The sequence below is a fragment of the Chitinispirillales bacterium ANBcel5 genome (assembly GCA_029688955.1).
GTDB lineage: Bacteria > Fibrobacterota > Chitinivibrionia > Chitinivibrionales > Chitinispirillaceae > Cellulosispirillum > Cellulosispirillum alkaliphilum.
Genome location: JARUKZ010000011.1, coordinates 1 through 16,130, shown reverse-complemented (window position 1 = coordinate 16,130; position 16,130 = coordinate 1). Strand labels below are relative to the sequence as shown.

The window sequence follows — 16,130 nt, the reverse complement described above, 5'->3', positions numbered from 1 at the left end:
GTCGAAACTTTCATTCTTAGAGCGCGATACAAAGGGTACTCATCGAGCTCTAAGGAGGTAAAAACAGGTAAAATGACACCTAAAATGCCGATTGGAGCCTGCAAAAGGCATTTCGATTGGTCCGACCCCAAAAAACGGTCTGCAAAAGTTTTTCGGCAGGTAGGAGTAGAGTATCGGGATTCTATCGTTAGTAGCATAAAGTGGAAGAAAGTGCGAGTAAAGGAATTGAGACGCAGGTTGCGTATTCACCCCTCATTTTCTTCTCTGAGTAAAAAGAAGTGAAATGCACTTTTTTTTCAATATACCATAAGCTATACTCGTAGTACATGAAAGCTGAACAAAAAAAATACCAAAGCAGGTACACTTAACAGAGAGCTTAAATGTTTGTCTTTAAAATGAATACAGTAAAAGTCTTTTCGCTACTCTGCACCATTGCATTACTTTTTCAAGTGAATGCGCTTGCATCCTCTTTCTGTGATGATGCACCTGTGAGCAAAAGTGTTACTCCTCACCATACCTGCTGTATATCATCTCAAAATACCGTATACCATGAGACTGCAGAGCAGTGTGAAAGTTGCAGCAGTTGCCTGGCTTGTGAACAGGAACAGAAGATATCCGAAAACAATTCAGTGCCCACCAGAATGATCGAACAGATCGGCACGCTTACCACGGCTTTTATGCTCCCTTTTGAACGGATAGATATCTCTGTAGTGAATGACAAAAATTTAGATCTGAATCTTTTTTCCAAGTTTCAACTTCCTCCATCTTCTCCGGTCCTCTTACTTTGATAACCCTCTCTTTGGCTGTAAAAAGCCTTGCAGGGAAGTAAATCCCTAAGCAAGCTCTTTTGAGCTATTTTGACCTATAAGGCACTACTATTACACTATTAGAAATCACGATCGTTTTAGCTGACAAACAACTATTTACAAAAAAATTCGGCCTAAACGGGGACGTGAAAATAAATAAAAGAGAGGAAAAATCTTATGTTACTCATTAAATCTGCAATTCTTGGCACATTGATTCTGGCTCTGAGTATCTCAGCCAACCATCATTCTGATGATCACAGTGGACATCACCATATGACTACCGAAAACAACAGCAGTGAACAGAAAACCTGTCCGGTAATGGGTGGTGAAATAAATGAGGATCTTTATGTCGACCAGGACGGTAAACGCATTTATTTATGCTGTCAGGGGTGTTCAGAAGAAGTGAAAGAAAACTTTCATAAACACTCAGCTAAACTCAAAGAGTCGGGACAGGGGCCGCATAACCTGAGCAAAGAAGTAGAACAGAAAAACTGCCCGGTAATGAATGGTGAAATAAATACCGAGTTGTACACTGAAATCGAAGGACAGAAAATTTATGTCTGTTGCCCGGGTTGCATTGATAAGGTAGAGGCTAACCCAGAAAAGTTCCTATCGATGGTACTATCTGACGATGCTTCCAAAGAGTAAGGTGAGCAATCCCTGTTGCAAAACCCTTTCATAAACCCCTTAGCACACAGCAGGTCATTATACCTGCTGTTGTGTGTAGCGGGTTATACCAGTGATACCGGAGGTAAGTTTCGAAAGGTACTATTCTTAGCATAGAGACAGGACATCAAATAAGTTTCACTCTGATAAGTCTCTTTTTCGCTCCTCAAACTCCTGTTTTGATATCTCCCCACGAGCGTAGCGTTTTTTTAAAATATCCATAGCTGATTCTTGCCCTGCGTAGGGGGTATTATTTCTTTGAACAGCTCTTATGATCCAGTAGATTATTGCTGCAAGCAACACAATCCAAAGAATCATCATAACAACACCTCCCCATCCCCACCACATATGGTCGTGCCACATTTATGCCTCCATTTGTTTTACAGATCACTGGTTAATGCTTAAAGGGCTGCAAAGAATGTGCCGTGGTTTGTAAGTGAAGCGTCCCTAAGGGCAAAAACTCAGCTATTGTCAGATTTACCAACAATAGGTGTTTTAGTCTAAAAAAAAATTAACTCTTATTCACCCCTAAGGGGCAAACATAAATTGCCCCATAATATGCGTGTTTCTGTTGTAGATTCTGGCAATATACAATCTACCGGGAGATTGACTGTAATTGTTTCTGGATAAGATTCCATCAAAAAACTCATTGTTTTTAGTGCTAAACTGCACAATAAGCCTACCGCTTATATCATAAATTTCAACTACCAGTACTTCACCTGAATAACTGTTAATAAAATCATTTATTTCATTGAGGTTCTTCAGCAGCCTGCCTCCGTTATCTTCCTGTAGAAATTGAGGTGGACTTCGCATGACTGAGACTGGTTTAGCGTACTCAAAAGCCCCTATGTCCCAGCCCTCGCCAAATGGCCGTTCCGCAGAATTTATACTACTGCTATATGTTCTCTCCAGTGCGACCCCATTGTCTCTTGCAGGTGATTGGTAGGTAATATTAAATCCCTCTCCCTTTGGTCGCAGATCTGCTTGGTATTCTCCTGTAAATCCCTGAGGAGGATCTGAAAGATCTTTAAACTGTGGGTCTGCGGTTACAGCAGAAGCCTCCCACTCACGAATGTCTGAAGCGGTATAGTTTACCCCTCCTGCCATAACAAGAGTCCCCTCCGGTACTTTGTAGTAGAGATTGTTGGAGTGGGAGGTAAGGAGGTTGTGCTCATCCAGAAGAGCACGGGTAATCGATGAAGAGAACACGATATTGTTTGAGAATTCGAGTTTGGAAATAGTCGCTTCCCTGCAGAGAAATCGTACCTGTTCGCCCCACTGCTGCTGAGGGTAGTTATCGATAAACGTGTTATTGTAAATTTCTACCGATAGAGCGCCAGTCAGATTTTGAGCCAGAATCAATCCATGGTAGGCATTATTATGAACAATATTACCGTAAATGCTTATACTCTTATCTCCGCCATCCTGAATATAGATACCCGCATGTTTGCTGTGTGCAATGATATTGTGGCGCACGATAAGATTCTGAGGTCCTGTAAATCCCGGTTCGGGATGGTTGCTTATCCCCAGACCAATTCCCCGTACCGGATTGTGTATATAATTATACTCAACCACCGCGTTGACCACATGGTTTTTGACTCCAATCACACTACCTCTGTAGTTTTCATCCAAACCCGTTGCCCATGCCTCATTCCCTCTTACCAAGACATTTTCCAAGCGGTTTTGGGGAACATCATTGCCCGGATAGAGGTTAATTGCACCACGAGAGATATTGTAAACTTTGCAATCTAAAATCTCCACATTTTTAACATGATACTGCGCAGCATAGTTACTGGCCACGATGCCATATTTGTAGGTCCCCTGCGCAGCGTTTGATAGTACATTGCGAACAATGCAGTTTTCAATTCTCTTTACAGCTCCTGTAAGAGGATTTTCCATCTGCGGATGATTGATTCCTATGCCAGTGGTTACCGTCTCATTGGCATCTACATCAAAGCCACTCATTGTAGTGGGTATATCCGGATCATCTTTTAATACAGCAATAACAGAGCGGTTTAGATCGGCTGTTGCACGGAAGGTAGCACGTTCTCCGTCTCCCCAGTGTGAACCGTTATAATACACACCTCCGGTCACCTGTAGAACAGCCGGCTGCAGTGCGCTCTCCCAGGTATCGCCACTATTAAAATACACTGTGTCCCCGGGCCGCAAAGTCCCACTACCGCTCCACTCAGGCATTCCTGGGCAGTAACGCCAGGGCTCTGATGGAGAGGTGCCGGCATTCAGATCATCACCTGAAGCAGCAACATAGTATACCTCAGCATTAAGAGAATGTGTAAACCAAAAGATAACAAGGAGTGTAACAGTAATTATAGTCGATTTTTCCATAGTGATAAGTTCCTAAAAAAGTCCGATCTTCTCCGTTCGTTGCAATCCTTACCCGATGCACCCTATTAGTGGTAACCTTAAGATTAAGGTTTATCCTTCTCTTAGGATAGCCTGTTAGCAAACATCGCTATAATAACATGTTAGGAACATTTACCTATTCACTTTGTTTGGGATCTAAGGCAGTTCATACCCTGCAATATGGGTTTCAACTAAACCTTTAGTAGATTGAAAGGCTCTCAAGCCTACTACCGCGGGCCGTTTAAAGCCATAGGGGGTATATTTCTTTGAACAGCTCTTATGATCCAGTAGATTATTGCTGCAAGCAACACAATCCAAAGAATCATCATGACACCACCTCCCCATCCCCACCACATATGGTCGTGCCACATTTATGCCCCTGTTTGTTTTATAGTTGAATAATTTAGTACCTTAACAGGGACGCAAGGAGTGTACGTTGTTTATCCTCCCTCCTGGAAACGTTATAACTGGGAGGCGAGAAACAGTAGCCCTTTTTCTTGCCTCCCCCCACTGCCATATTAATAAACTGCGCGCTCCAGCATTTCACGATCCACATTGGTTTTCAGTGCATCTTTAAAAGAACGGTTAAGTGAAATCTCACCATTCTCAAGATCTGCCATACCGGAGATATGAATGGGTGATAGATCATTACCATACCCGCTAACCTCTGCATCACCAAAGGTCATGGTACGGCTGGGCAAAACGATACAATCTGATTTACTGCTCATTGCACCGGACTTATAACCCTCTCCTGAAAAAGCGACCAAAGAGAGGCCAAGAACTGCAGCTGTTGCGATTACCTTTTTCATAATCTGCCTCCAGATTAAAAGTGTAAGGTGTTATTATATTACCAATTAAAACGCCCGTCCGGACTGAGCGGCTTTCTTTTTCCAACACTTTTGGCACTTTTGTCTATTCTGATCTGCACAAGGCACCACCCAGCCCAGTAGATCGCCTCATCAATCAAGTTGCTCTGCGAATAATTTGCCGCCATGTATTCATACCACCCGATCGCCTTTTTATAATCCTTTTTTATCTTCCTAAGACGATCTGCGTGACTTAAAATAACCTGATCAGCGCGGGAAGATTCTGCGAACATAGATAAATAGGTTTTAAGCAGTGAATCTGCATCGATACTGTAACTGTATGGATTTTTGAGCATTAGGATTCTAAACAGTGCCTGCTCCCGTTTCTTGTTGTCGGTTTCTGAACTTACGACATTAAGAAGACGCTTCAGTGCCAGTGTTGTATCTCCATTGTTTTCAAGCAGATATATTCCATTTTGAAGTAACTTTGATTCTTCACTGGCGATGTTTTGTTCATGCTTACCATAGTTTTGAACAAGGCCCGTTTTTGCATTCAAATCCAGAACCGATCTGCTAAGGAAATCTTGCAGTAGTTTTCTTGCCGAAATTTCGCTATAAGAGAGATTCACGCTCTCCAGATCAATAGATTCTTCCGTGGCGAGTATTGCTTCATTTGCTTTAAGTACAAGCTGTTTTCCAACATCTGAATGTATCACCTCAACTGAGCCGGATAGTACTTTTACCCGTGTCCCAAACTCATCGATTGAGACTCTGAAAACGGTTCCTGTAACATTGACAGTAACCAGCGGGGTAACTACCCTAAATTGTGTGCTGTCGTTTCTATCTACATTAAAAAGTACGCTTCCCTCTGTTAGCACTACCTCCTCTATTTCAGGAGTCACTTTAGTAGCTTCCACTTTCACTTTTTTATTCACCAGAGCAACCGATGAGCTCCCCAATGTGACCACCGTATCCTCTGAAATCGTCGTATCTGATCTACTTGCAGCAGGTTGATTGTCACTGTAGGAGGGTGTTCGGCTCTTCTTTTGAGCCTCTGCAAAAGTTGGTTGATCATGCTTGAAATACCGGCTGAGAGTCAAAGCTGATAAAAATGCCGCTGTGAGACAGGCAGCCATCAGAAATCTATTTTTTCTGTAAAACGGAACCGTTTTTTTCTGTTGCTCTACAGCTTTAATTATAAGCTCTTGCCATTCCTGGTCATTGAAAAGTTCTTTTCCATCCTCCTCTTGATCTCTCTGCTGCAGGTGTGAGAGGATTTCTCCAAGCTCAAATTCAACGATTTTGTCCCCCTCAAACTGTTCTAAATTGCCTGCAGCCAAAACGTTGGCTTCAAAGGATATCTGCCGTTGCACTTCGGTTCTGAACAGAGGGTCTTTTTCGACCAGCTCATAGAACTGCTCAACCTGAACATCATCTAGTTCAGCCCGCAGGAATCTCTCTATCAGTTTATCGTATTCTAACATACGACAGCTCCCTGTTTGAGTTTTTTGCGGATAAAGTCACGAGCAGCCTTAAGTTTCATAAAAAAGTTTTGTTCAGTGATATTCATTGCCAGAGCAGCATCTTTGCCCTTGTAGTATTCATAATAGAAGAGAATGAATGCTGTTTTCTGATCGACCGGCAGTTCCTGAATCAACTCGTTTAGTTTTTCACGTGTTTCTTTGCAGCTCATCTTTTCGAGTGCATCAGTGGAACAGCTTTCAATGTTTTCATCAAGCAGAGAGACAAGGTATCTACCGGAAACCGCATTTTTACGCCTGAAATCAGTGACTTCATTAATAACTATTTTAAAAAGCCAGGTAGTGAACCTAGAGTTTCCGTTAAATTTGCCAATACTGTTAACAACCTTCAGAAACACATTCTGGATGATATCTTTTCTCTGCTCGGTGTCTTCAACAAACCTTGAGACCAGTGCTGCAATATACCCCCGGTACTCATAGAGCAGTGAAGAGAGCGCGAATCTGTCTCCTCTGCAGGCATCGTTTATAAGTTTTACGTTTTCCATACACTAAATTAGACGTTTAAGGGAGAGGATATATAAATGTTTTTTTTATTTTTTTTTTGAATTAAAATATCGCGATGCAAGCACTGGCGATCAGCTTATACAACCTGTTCAAAGTGGTTTGTACAGAATACATTTAGAGTACAGAGGCAGATCAACAACTGATTTGTTTCTGGTCCGTCCGGACGAGGTGGTCAGTAAAAATTACAATGCGGCAAGAACATTATATTTTGTCCTAAAGCCATCATTTTCTACTGCATGGATTAGAGGAAACAGAAGTTATGGACCGGCACTGGATTTGGGTTTCAGTCATAAATATCATTATTATGGCGTTAATTTCAATTGGAGCCTTCTTTCAGATGATGAGTATTCCGAGTTTTTGGGTGGTGCCGCTTTTCAGTATTATCGTGGTTTTGTATTCGATTATTCATCTGTCATAATAAGCGTAAGCCCAGGATTAAGCATCGGTTTCTGGAATGCCTGGGGTGAAAAGCATCATAAAGAAAACCCTCATGAACGATATGATTATTATAGTAGCACCGGGTATTACAGTACTTATGACGAATTTCTATTCGCGGGGCTTTCCGTAAAAGCCAAATTAGGCTATGATAGAATGTTCGGAACATTTACCTATTCAGTTTATTTGGGAACTAAGGCAGTTCATACCCTGCAATATGGGTTTCAAATAAACCTTTAATAGATTGAAAGGTTCTCAAGTCTACTTCCGCCAGCTGTTTGAAATAATAAGCGCTCCCCGGTACATAGAGCGTCCCCTCTGTAGCTCCTAACAGAGGACACGAAAGGACCATCCTGCTCATAGCTCAAAACACAACGTCCAAGCTATCACATCTTCATCGCAGCAGCAAAAGCCTGATTACCTGCTTCCGTTCTCCTGTTAGCCCAATTATGTACACACCGTTCGATAAGTTGCCTACGTGAATCCCTGAGCCCCTTTTTACCATCCTGTTTACTACACTTCGTCCCCTTGAATCAGTTACCACCAAATCGGCCCGGCGATCATTAAGTTTCCACACATCGTTAAGTAAAAGCGTATTACCCCGCATTTCAACGGTTTCTTTAGACTTCACAGTTCGCCCAAGAGCAGTTGAAGGCAGGGAATCTTCACCGCTTAGTATCCAGTACTGAGTTTCAGCCTCGATGTGTGCCCTGTCCTGAATTACACTATCATCATTGGCGCGCAGGTAGTGTCCGCTGTGAAGCATCCGGAGGCGAAACAGATCGCCTTCCGACTCCTGGTGCTCAAACACTACTCTTTGATGATCTCCGCCATTCCAGCTCCACACCCCTACCCCCAAACCAGCCTCTGCCGACTCGCCGGGTATGTCAAGAACCCCTGAGCCAAATTCGATTCTATATACAGAATCCCCCAGTGAAACCAGCCTGAAGAGAGAGGCACTATCGCTGCAGCTCCCGATTACGATTCTGCTCTCTGATGGAACCATACACCCCATAGCAACAGTAGAATAGAGCCGGTAATTCCCACGAAACTCCTCATTGAAGAGGTCTTTATATAGCGCATTAACAATTCTGCAGTGGTTTATCAGATCCTGTTCAGTTTGAGCCTCATGGGCGTAGTTTAATCCATATGGCCAGAAGTGTTGATTGTCTGCATTCAGCACAGCGTCCGGATCTCCTGTAATATCCCTAAGCTCAGCAGTTGCATAACTTCCGGTGAAAACACCATCCCTCACCAGTTCACGATACTCCCTTGTTGTTCCAACACCTACAGTATGGGCAATTTCATGCATGGCAGTCGCAACTACCATATACGATCTGTTTGCTCCAAAACGGATTGTACTATTGAAGTTTGCGTCGGCTGTGGCTACATCCGGATTATAGTAAACAGTGAGGGTTTTAGTGATTGTGGTGTAAGTATTGTAAAAGTGTAATGCAGAATCCATTGCTTCCTGGATCCTTTCGTAAGCATCAAGCTGATCTTCAGTAGGGTTTTGTTCCCTATGGAGCGTATAGGTGATAGCCGCGCCACTGTTAAAGCCCTGTGAATAGCTGATCTGTACTGCTAACACCAAAGCAAAGAACAAAAGGTAAGTAGTATAATCTTTCATTTTTGAATCCAATTTCATAATCGGTTTAGGGTTAAATTGGTTTTCATAAATTATATAAAGAATCAAAACAGTGACAATTGCAGTGTGAAAAAGTGTTGAATCCCCTCACTACCCCACCCCAAACTGTACTCATAAAGAGGACAGTTTTGTACTCAAAACAGTTCCCTTTGAAGAAAAAACTTTTATATTAAATAGTAGCTTACAGCCATTTCTTCTACAGTTCTATCCTTCTCTAATAGATGAAAGGAGCAGGTTAAATGACACTCATAAAAGCTTTTATCCTTACTATACTACTAACAGGTTACTGCGCGTACGCTCAAACAAGATTAACGGTAGCTCAGGGTGGCGAAGGAATGTTTACTACTATCTCTTCTGCTTTGGAAGCTGCCGGACCAGGCTACGTTATAGAAATCTTAGACAATGCAGTCTACGAAGAACAGGTAACGATAGATAGTACCCTTAACGGACTGACCCTTACCTCTTCCAACCCCACATCCTCAAGCAGGCCGGTAATTATGTGGCAGGATACCGAAAACGTTCATCCCAAAAATGCAACAGAAGCACAGGATACCGCTATAATAAACTATGATCGAAACGGTGCGCTTCGTGTGCTCAGGGCCAGAAATGTAACCATAGACGGAATAATTGTGGATGGTGGTGGTGCTATGCCCTTTGGCTACGATAATGTTTGGCAGGATATCGAAAGCACTCATCCACTGTTTCACGGAAATGCAGCTATTTGTCTTTGGAGATCAGGAAATGTGGTAATAAGAAATTCTGATGTCAGAAACGCTTTCTATGGCATTGCCGTTAATGACAGAAATGCAGGTGGGATCTTTGGCAATCCAAATCCATCCTCACCTCCCCTCATTATACCAGGACAAAATTTTGGTCAAACCGGTAACCACCTCATTGAGCACAACCACATCCATGGCAACTCCTGGGGTATATATATGGAATCGGTATGGGATTTGGGCTCCACCATAAGGTTTAATTTTATATACGACAATTATCATCAGTCGCCAGACATTGTTTCAGAAGTTCTTAGTCTCGATGATGGTGAACATAACCCGGGTGGTGCCATAAATACAAAAGACCATAACATCTCACCACTTGCGATATACAATAACACATTCCATAACAACTATCTTACCTTTGGGGGGCATTGGCGAGCAGGTGCACAGCATCTGGTCTTCAATAATATCTACAGCAGCCCCAAATACCTGTGGGCTGATGGGTATAATGGAGAATTCACTAACCCCTGGCATACAATGGACCCACTTTATCCCCACAGGATGAAACATAGTATTTATGCCGCTCAGGCCAGTGATCCTGTGCTCGATGAACGCTCTATCAGTGTCCCCTCAGTATGCCGTATGTCTGGTGAGCAACAAATAGAAGGATATACCCAGGTTCATTTGATGGCAGGAATAGATAGCGGAGCTGTTCAAAGAGGTGCCGTTGTTACGATAGAGTGCGATGATGGATCCGAAGTCGAAGTTGTTACCAACGATTTCATAGCACCAGGAGCCTTAATTGATGCCCCGGAAGGGGAAGCGTTCCCTGCATCAGCTACTATCCGTTGGTTTGAAATTCAGAACCAATTTCTCAATACCGATGATCCCACTCACCCGAATTTTCTCATGCCTGACTGGGATCACCCGTTGGTAGACTCAATTGTTAAAAATGCAGGATGGTCGGAAGCTGGAATGGTTAAAGGGAATGGAAGTATTGTTGATATCGGAGCAGCACAATCAGCGCCTGTACCCACTGTTTTCGGAAGAATCACTCCTGTAAGTTCAGTATTTATTAATAACAACAATATTGCAAATCTTGTTTTTGATCTTGCTATTCCGCCTGACTTTTCTAACCCGAGAATAAGATATCTCAGATTTCTCAGGGATGTTGAGTACGGTGTGGACTCCTTCGGAAATAGTGCACCGGTAATAGCAGCTACAAGCATTGAAGATATAACCCCGCCTTCGACAACATTAAGAAACGGCGCGAATTCAATAGATGTTTCTGTAGAGGGTTTTATGGGTTTTTACGGTTTTTTTGAAATGGTTATCGAGGGTGAAGGTCCTGATGGTCAGACCGTGACCACTGATGTAGGATTTCTGCCCTACATACAAAATGATTATCTGTTTAATGTCAAAATAGTTGATATGGATGGAGATGTACTGGATACAGTCATAGCAGGTGAGCGGGTCGGCTTAAGGCTTGCGCCCATGAGACCAGGTGAGGTAGGATTTACCGAAACTCTTACTGATGTCAATGTCCAGCTTAATTCCGGCAATACCCTTTACAGTTGGCCTGATGAAGGAGAAGAACCAACTGATCCACTTGAAATCACACAAATTACTGACAGTATTCAAACAGAGGTGGTGTTTACCAGAGTTCCGCGTGGTGGTTCAGAATACATCTCGGCAATGGCCGTCTGGATGGATGAGGGCAGGTTAATACCTTTTTTCGGCTCTACCAATGTGGTGGTTGTACCGGGAGCTGCTGAAAATGTGGTGTTTGAAGACCCACCATCAACCAACATCTCTGATGAGGCACCAATTATCGACCCCGGGTCTGCACGGCAGGTACAACTCAGAGTCTTTGATAGATTCGGGAATGCAGTGAATGTCGAAGTACCGGTTACAATCGAGAGCCTTGACCCCGAAATCGGGGATATAAGTGGCCCTGTAACGACTACTACTGACCCCACCGGTGCGGCATTTTTCAACGCTGAAGTTACCAATGGCACTATGAATGATATTTTCACACTGAGGGCAACATTGGAAGCTAACGGAGCCACCGATGAAGGACGATTAAGAATTGGCAGATACACCAGTGTCACCAGAAAACCCGGATCGTTTCCCCCAGCCGAAAATTTCATCGCATCACCTCTTAATCCCCAAACGCCAGCTGTTACCAAACCAGAGTTTGCGGTTGCCCCAAACCCCGTTAACCGCAACGAAAGCATCTCTTTTTACACCCGCAGGCTTAACTACACAAGCGCCGCGTTTTCTATCTACGATGCATCCGGTAATCTGGTTAAAGAGACCAAAGCCCGGCGCTACAACAACGAACTTCCCCTTGCGGAGTGGACAAGCTCACTTACCTACGATCTTGTGGGCAGAAACGGAAGACCATTAGCCCCCGGATCATACATGGTAATAGCCGTTTTCACTACCGAACAGGGAGAAAGCGTGCGGTTCAGAGAGACGTTTGGAGTGGTACGGTAAAATAAGTTGAAAATATAAAAGTGCACTTTTACCCCATCATATAAAGGAGCAGGTTAAATGACACTCATAAAGGCTTTTATCCTGATGCTACTACTAACAGTGTGCTTCGCCTATGCTCAAACAAGGTTAACTGTGGCTCAGGGTGGCGAGGGAATGTTTACTACTATCTCTGCTGCCTTAGAGGCTGCAGGACCAGGCCACGTTATAGAAATCTTAGATAATGAGGTATATGAAGAACAGGTAACAATAGACAGTACCCATCACGGGCTGACCCTTACCTCTTCCAACCCCACCTCCTCAAACAGACCGGTTATACTGTGGCAGGATACCGAAAACGTTCATCCAATGAACAGCACAGAAGCACAGGATACCGCTATGATAAACTATGATCGAAACGGGGCTCTTCGTGTGCTCAGGGCCAGAAATGTCACCATTGATGGAATAATTGTGGACGGTGGCGGTGCTATGCCTTTTGCATACTCAGATGTCTGGGAATCAGATACACCCCTGTTTCATGGGAATGCAGCGCTTTGCCTTTGGAAGTCAGGTAACACGGTGGTTCGTAATTCAGAATTCAAAAACGCCTACTTTGGAATTTACATAAATGATGGTAACAAGTATGGAGCATTTGTAAAATATTATCCCAGAATACCTCCAGTCGAACCAGAAACAATTATACCAAGACAGACTTTTGGAATATGCGGAAATCATCTGATTGAACAAAACCGCATACATGGTAATTCCTGGGGTATATTTACCGAATCGATGTGGGATTTTGGATCAACGATACGGTTTAATCTCATTTATAACAACTATCATCAAAGTATAGATTTTGCCACTCACGTGGTAACACTTCCCGGTGGCGAAAACCAAACCGGAGGGGCTATTGTAACCAGAGATCACAACCGTTCTCCTCTTGCAGTTTACAACAATACTTTTCATAATAACTATACGATTTTTGCAGGACTGCGGCGCTCAGGCACACAGCATCTGATCTTTAACAATATATACAGCAGACCCAAGCACCTGTGGGACCAGGGATATAACGGAGCCTTTAGAAACCCTCAGGTAATCATGAACCCTCTCTTTCCAAGCCGAATGAAACACAGCATCTATGCCTCACAGTGGCAGGAACCAGACAGGGATCAGCGTTTTATCGATCCTCCATCTGGTTGCGTTACAACCGGGAAGAATGTAGAGGTATATACTTCCGTGAATGTACTATCTGGAATGGATACTCCACAAAGAGGAGCTCAGTTTATATTTCAATGTGATGACAGCTCTAAAGTCACGGTAGACACAGACCAATTTATCTCACCGGGAGCTTTAATTGATGCACCTGAAGGGCAAGCTTTCCCTGCATCAGCAAACATCCGTTGGCTTGAAATCCAAAACTACTTTCTTAATACCGATGATCCCACTCACCCTGATTTTCTCGTACCGGACTGGGAACATCCTGTGGTAGACTCAATCATTAAAGAAGGTGGGTGGCCGGAAGCCGGGATTGTTAATGATAATGGAAGTATCGTTGATATAGGAGCAGTACAATCGGGGCCTTTACACACTGTTTTCGGAAAAATCACTCCTTTGTCTTCTGTTGGAATAGATCACAACAGTATGGCAACACTTCAATTTGACCTTAATATTCCACCTGAATTTAGTAACCCCAGAATCAGACATCTTAGATTGTTAAAAGATGTGAATCTTGATGAAGATTCATTTGGAAGTAATGCACCGGTAATAGAGACAGCAGATATTATAGATATAAACCCTCCTTCAACACCGCTAGAAAGTGGTATTAATTCCCTAACATTCCCTGTTTTAACTATCCCTGTACAGAGTGAAGGTGCATATACTTTCTTAGAAATGATTATCGAGGGTGAAGGTCCTGATGGTCAGATTGTGACCACTGATGTAACAACATTTCCCTATAGAGAAGTGTATAGTTTTGATGTTCAAATATTAAATGATTTTGATGGTGATGCAGTAGATACAGCCTTTGCTGGTGAGCGGTATGTGTTGAAGCTTGCGCCAATAGGACCAGGTGGGATAGAATTTTCAAAAACTCTTACCGATATTGCTGTCTCTCTTAATTCCGGCCATAACCTTTACCGATGGCCTGATGATGGGGAAGAACCAAAGGATATGCTTATAATTTCAGACATTGAAATTGAGACTCAACAAGAGGTGGTGTTTACCACAGTCCCACCTGGTGGTTCAGAATATATTTCGGCTACAGCCGCCTGGATGGACGAGTACAGACTGATACCCATTTTCGGTACTAACAAGGTGGTGGTAGAACCCGGAGATCCCGATAATGTGGTGTTTGAAAATCCACCATCAACCAGCGTTTCCGATGATACTACATTAATCTGCGCTGTTTACCCCTATGAGCTACGTCTCAGAGTATTTGATAAATTTTCAAACCCTGTTAACGTTGAAGCACCGGTTACAATCGAGAGCCTTAATCCCGAAATCGGTGATATAAGCGGCCCTGCGAATACTGTTACTGATCACACCGGAGCGGCACACTTCACTGCTGAAGTTACCAATGGTACTATAAATGAATTCCTCACCCTCAGAGCAACATTGGAGACCACCGGAGCCACCGATGGAGCAAGGCTAAGAATTGCCAGATACACCAGTGTCACCAGAAAACCAGGATCGTTTCCTGCCAATGAAAATTTCATCGCATCAACACTTAATCCCCAAACGCCAGCTGTTACCAAACCAGAGTTTGCGGTTGCTCCCAACCCCGTAAACCGTAGCGAAAGCATCTCTTTTTACACCCGCAGACTTAACTACACAAGCGCCGCGTTTTCTATCTACGATGCATCCGGTAATCTGGTTAAAGAGACCAAAGCCCGGCGCTACAACAGCGAACTACCCCTTGCGGAGTGGACAAGCTCACTTACCTACAACCTTGTGGGCAGAAACGGAAAGCCATTAGCCCCCGGATCATACATGGTAATAGCCGTTTTCACTACCCAACAGGGAGAAAGCGTGCGGTTCAGAGAGAGGTTTGGAGTGGTACGGTAAAAATAAGTTTACTATGAAAGTGCACTTTTACAAAAACATTTAATCACTCTTATCCAAAATAGGATAAAATGAACTAGGGTTAAGGGTAATCGCTCCGCAATTACCCTGGATAATGTCTTGATCACAACTGAATGAATTGCGGAATTTCTAAACGCGAAGCGTTTACCTCTGCGCCCTTTGGTCGAGTAGGAAAGGCAGTTACCTGCCTAACCCCTCTCAGAACCGTACAAGCGGATTTCCCACACACGGCTCCTCGTATCGTCATTCAAAAAGTCGCCGCTATTGTACCAAACGGATCTAAATTAACTCGGATTTTCACTTTCGGCCAGCGAACATGTTTCAATACATCTTTATACCCTTGCCACACATATGCTTTTCTTTGGCTCTTGCGGTTAAGCCATTTCAGCAGTTTGCGTTCAACTTGGGATACATATACACTGCAACTATGTGAATTGTCTGTTATACCATAATAGTTTATATGCCCCTGTACTATGCGTTTTGCCTCTTTGATAAGTTTTATCTTAGGCTTGCGCCAGTATTCGTCCTCAACCCATTCAGTGAACTTTTTCAATGAGAGTATAAGTTTCTTTCGTGCGGTTTTCCGTTTTACTTTGAATTTGCCATGTCTGGTTTTTCCGCAGTAAAAGGTAAACCCAAGAAAAGTAAACTCTTCGGGTTTCTTTCCTTTCCCGTTAGCATTGTCTCGTGCAAACCTGCCAAATTCGATACATCGTGTTTTGTCTTCGGCTATTTGAAGACCGAATTTCTCCAGTCTTCTTTCCAGTTCCTGACGAAACTTTTCCGCATCGCTTTTGTATTGGAAACATGCAATAAAGTCATCCGCAAACCTAAAGTAGTATGCTTCACCTCTGCATGTTTTCCGTACTTGAAGTCTGAACCACAGATCCAGAACATAATGCAGGTATATATTACTCAACAGCGGAGAAAGAATCGAACCCTGCGGTGTACCTTCTTTAGTAACTTTAGTCAGCCCCTCTTCCATGATACCGGACTTTAACATCCGTTGGACCATACGCAATATTCGCATATCGCCTACCCGCTGTCGCATAAATGTAATCAGCCAGTCGTGGTTTACCTTATCAAAA

13 protein-coding genes are annotated in these 16,130 nt (G+C 43.3%); 5 read left to right on the top strand and 8 right to left on the bottom strand.

The features are described 5' to 3' along the window. Positions 1–380: 380 nt before the first annotated feature. Together QA601_07825 and QA601_07820 are read left to right on the top strand one after the other, a co-directional pair. Complete coding sequence (locus QA601_07825; protein MDG5814980.1) at positions 381–788, top strand: hypothetical protein; 408 nt, start codon at positions 381–383, stop codon at positions 786–788. 195 nt (positions 789–983) lie between these two features. Then, positions 984–1,454 (top strand): hypothetical protein, encoded by a 471-nt coding sequence (locus tag QA601_07820; protein ID MDG5814979.1) that lies wholly within the window; start codon positions 984–986, stop codon positions 1,452–1,454. Between the two features lie 156 nt (positions 1,455–1,610). Here the strand turns inward: QA601_07820 and QA601_07815 are convergent, their stop codons facing one another. The 6 genes from QA601_07815 to QA601_07790 all read right to left on the bottom strand — a co-directional run bounded on the left by QA601_07815 (position 1,611) and on the right by QA601_07790 (position 6,668). Beyond that, positions 1,611–1,835, bottom strand: a complete 225-nt coding sequence (locus tag QA601_07815) for an SHOCT domain-containing protein (protein MDG5814978.1) — start codon at positions 1,833–1,835, stop codon at positions 1,611–1,613. 165 nt (positions 1,836–2,000) lie between these two features. After that, on the bottom strand, positions 2,001–3,818 hold the full coding sequence (locus QA601_07810) for a right-handed parallel beta-helix repeat-containing protein (protein MDG5814977.1): 1,818 nt from the start codon (positions 3,816–3,818) through the stop codon (positions 2,001–2,003). 174 nt (positions 3,819–3,992) lie between these two features. Next, positions 3,993–4,205, bottom strand: coding sequence for a hypothetical protein (locus QA601_07805; GenBank protein MDG5814976.1), 213 nt, complete (start codon positions 4,203–4,205; stop codon positions 3,993–3,995). A gap of 149 nt (positions 4,206–4,354) precedes the next feature. Continuing rightward, positions 4,355–4,645, bottom strand: a complete 291-nt coding sequence (locus tag QA601_07800) for a hypothetical protein (GenBank protein ID MDG5814975.1) — start codon at positions 4,643–4,645, stop codon at positions 4,355–4,357. 38 nt (positions 4,646–4,683) lie between these two features. Then, positions 4,684–6,126 (bottom strand): FecR family protein, encoded by a 1,443-nt coding sequence (locus QA601_07795; protein MDG5814974.1) that lies wholly within the window; start codon positions 6,124–6,126, stop codon positions 4,684–4,686. Then, entirely contained in the window at positions 6,120–6,668 is a 549-nt protein-coding gene (locus QA601_07790) for a sigma-70 family RNA polymerase sigma factor (GenBank protein MDG5814973.1), read from the bottom strand. Before QA601_07790 ends, QA601_07795 begins: the two co-directional genes overlap by 7 nt. A 118-nt stretch (positions 6,669–6,786) precedes the next feature. Here QA601_07790 and QA601_07785 point away from each other — a divergent pair, with 118 nt between their 5' ends. Next, complete coding sequence (locus tag QA601_07785) at positions 6,787–7,362, top strand: hypothetical protein (GenBank protein MDG5814972.1); 576 nt, start codon at positions 6,787–6,789, stop codon at positions 7,360–7,362. A gap of 154 nt (positions 7,363–7,516) precedes the next feature. Here QA601_07785 and QA601_07780 read toward each other — a convergent pair whose 3' ends face one another. Then, positions 7,517–8,752, bottom strand: coding sequence for a hypothetical protein (locus QA601_07780; GenBank protein ID MDG5814971.1), 1,236 nt, complete (start codon positions 8,750–8,752; stop codon positions 7,517–7,519). A gap of 257 nt (positions 8,753–9,009) precedes the next feature. On the opposite strand from QA601_07780, the gene QA601_07775 reads away from it, so the two are divergent. Beyond that, the gene (locus QA601_07775) at positions 9,010–11,985 is read left to right on the top strand and encodes a hypothetical protein (GenBank protein ID MDG5814970.1); all 2,976 of its coding nucleotides are present in this window, start codon (positions 9,010–9,012) and stop codon (positions 11,983–11,985) included. Between the two features lie 57 nt (positions 11,986–12,042). Beyond that, positions 12,043–15,024, top strand: coding sequence for a right-handed parallel beta-helix repeat-containing protein (locus QA601_07770; protein MDG5814969.1), 2,982 nt, complete (start codon positions 12,043–12,045; stop codon positions 15,022–15,024). Positions 15,025–15,289: 265 nt separating this feature from the next. On the opposite strand, the gene QA601_07765 is transcribed toward QA601_07770, so the two are convergent. After that, on the bottom strand, positions 15,290–16,130 hold an 841-nt coding region (locus QA601_07765; protein ID MDG5814968.1), incomplete at its 5' end, for a reverse transcriptase domain-containing protein.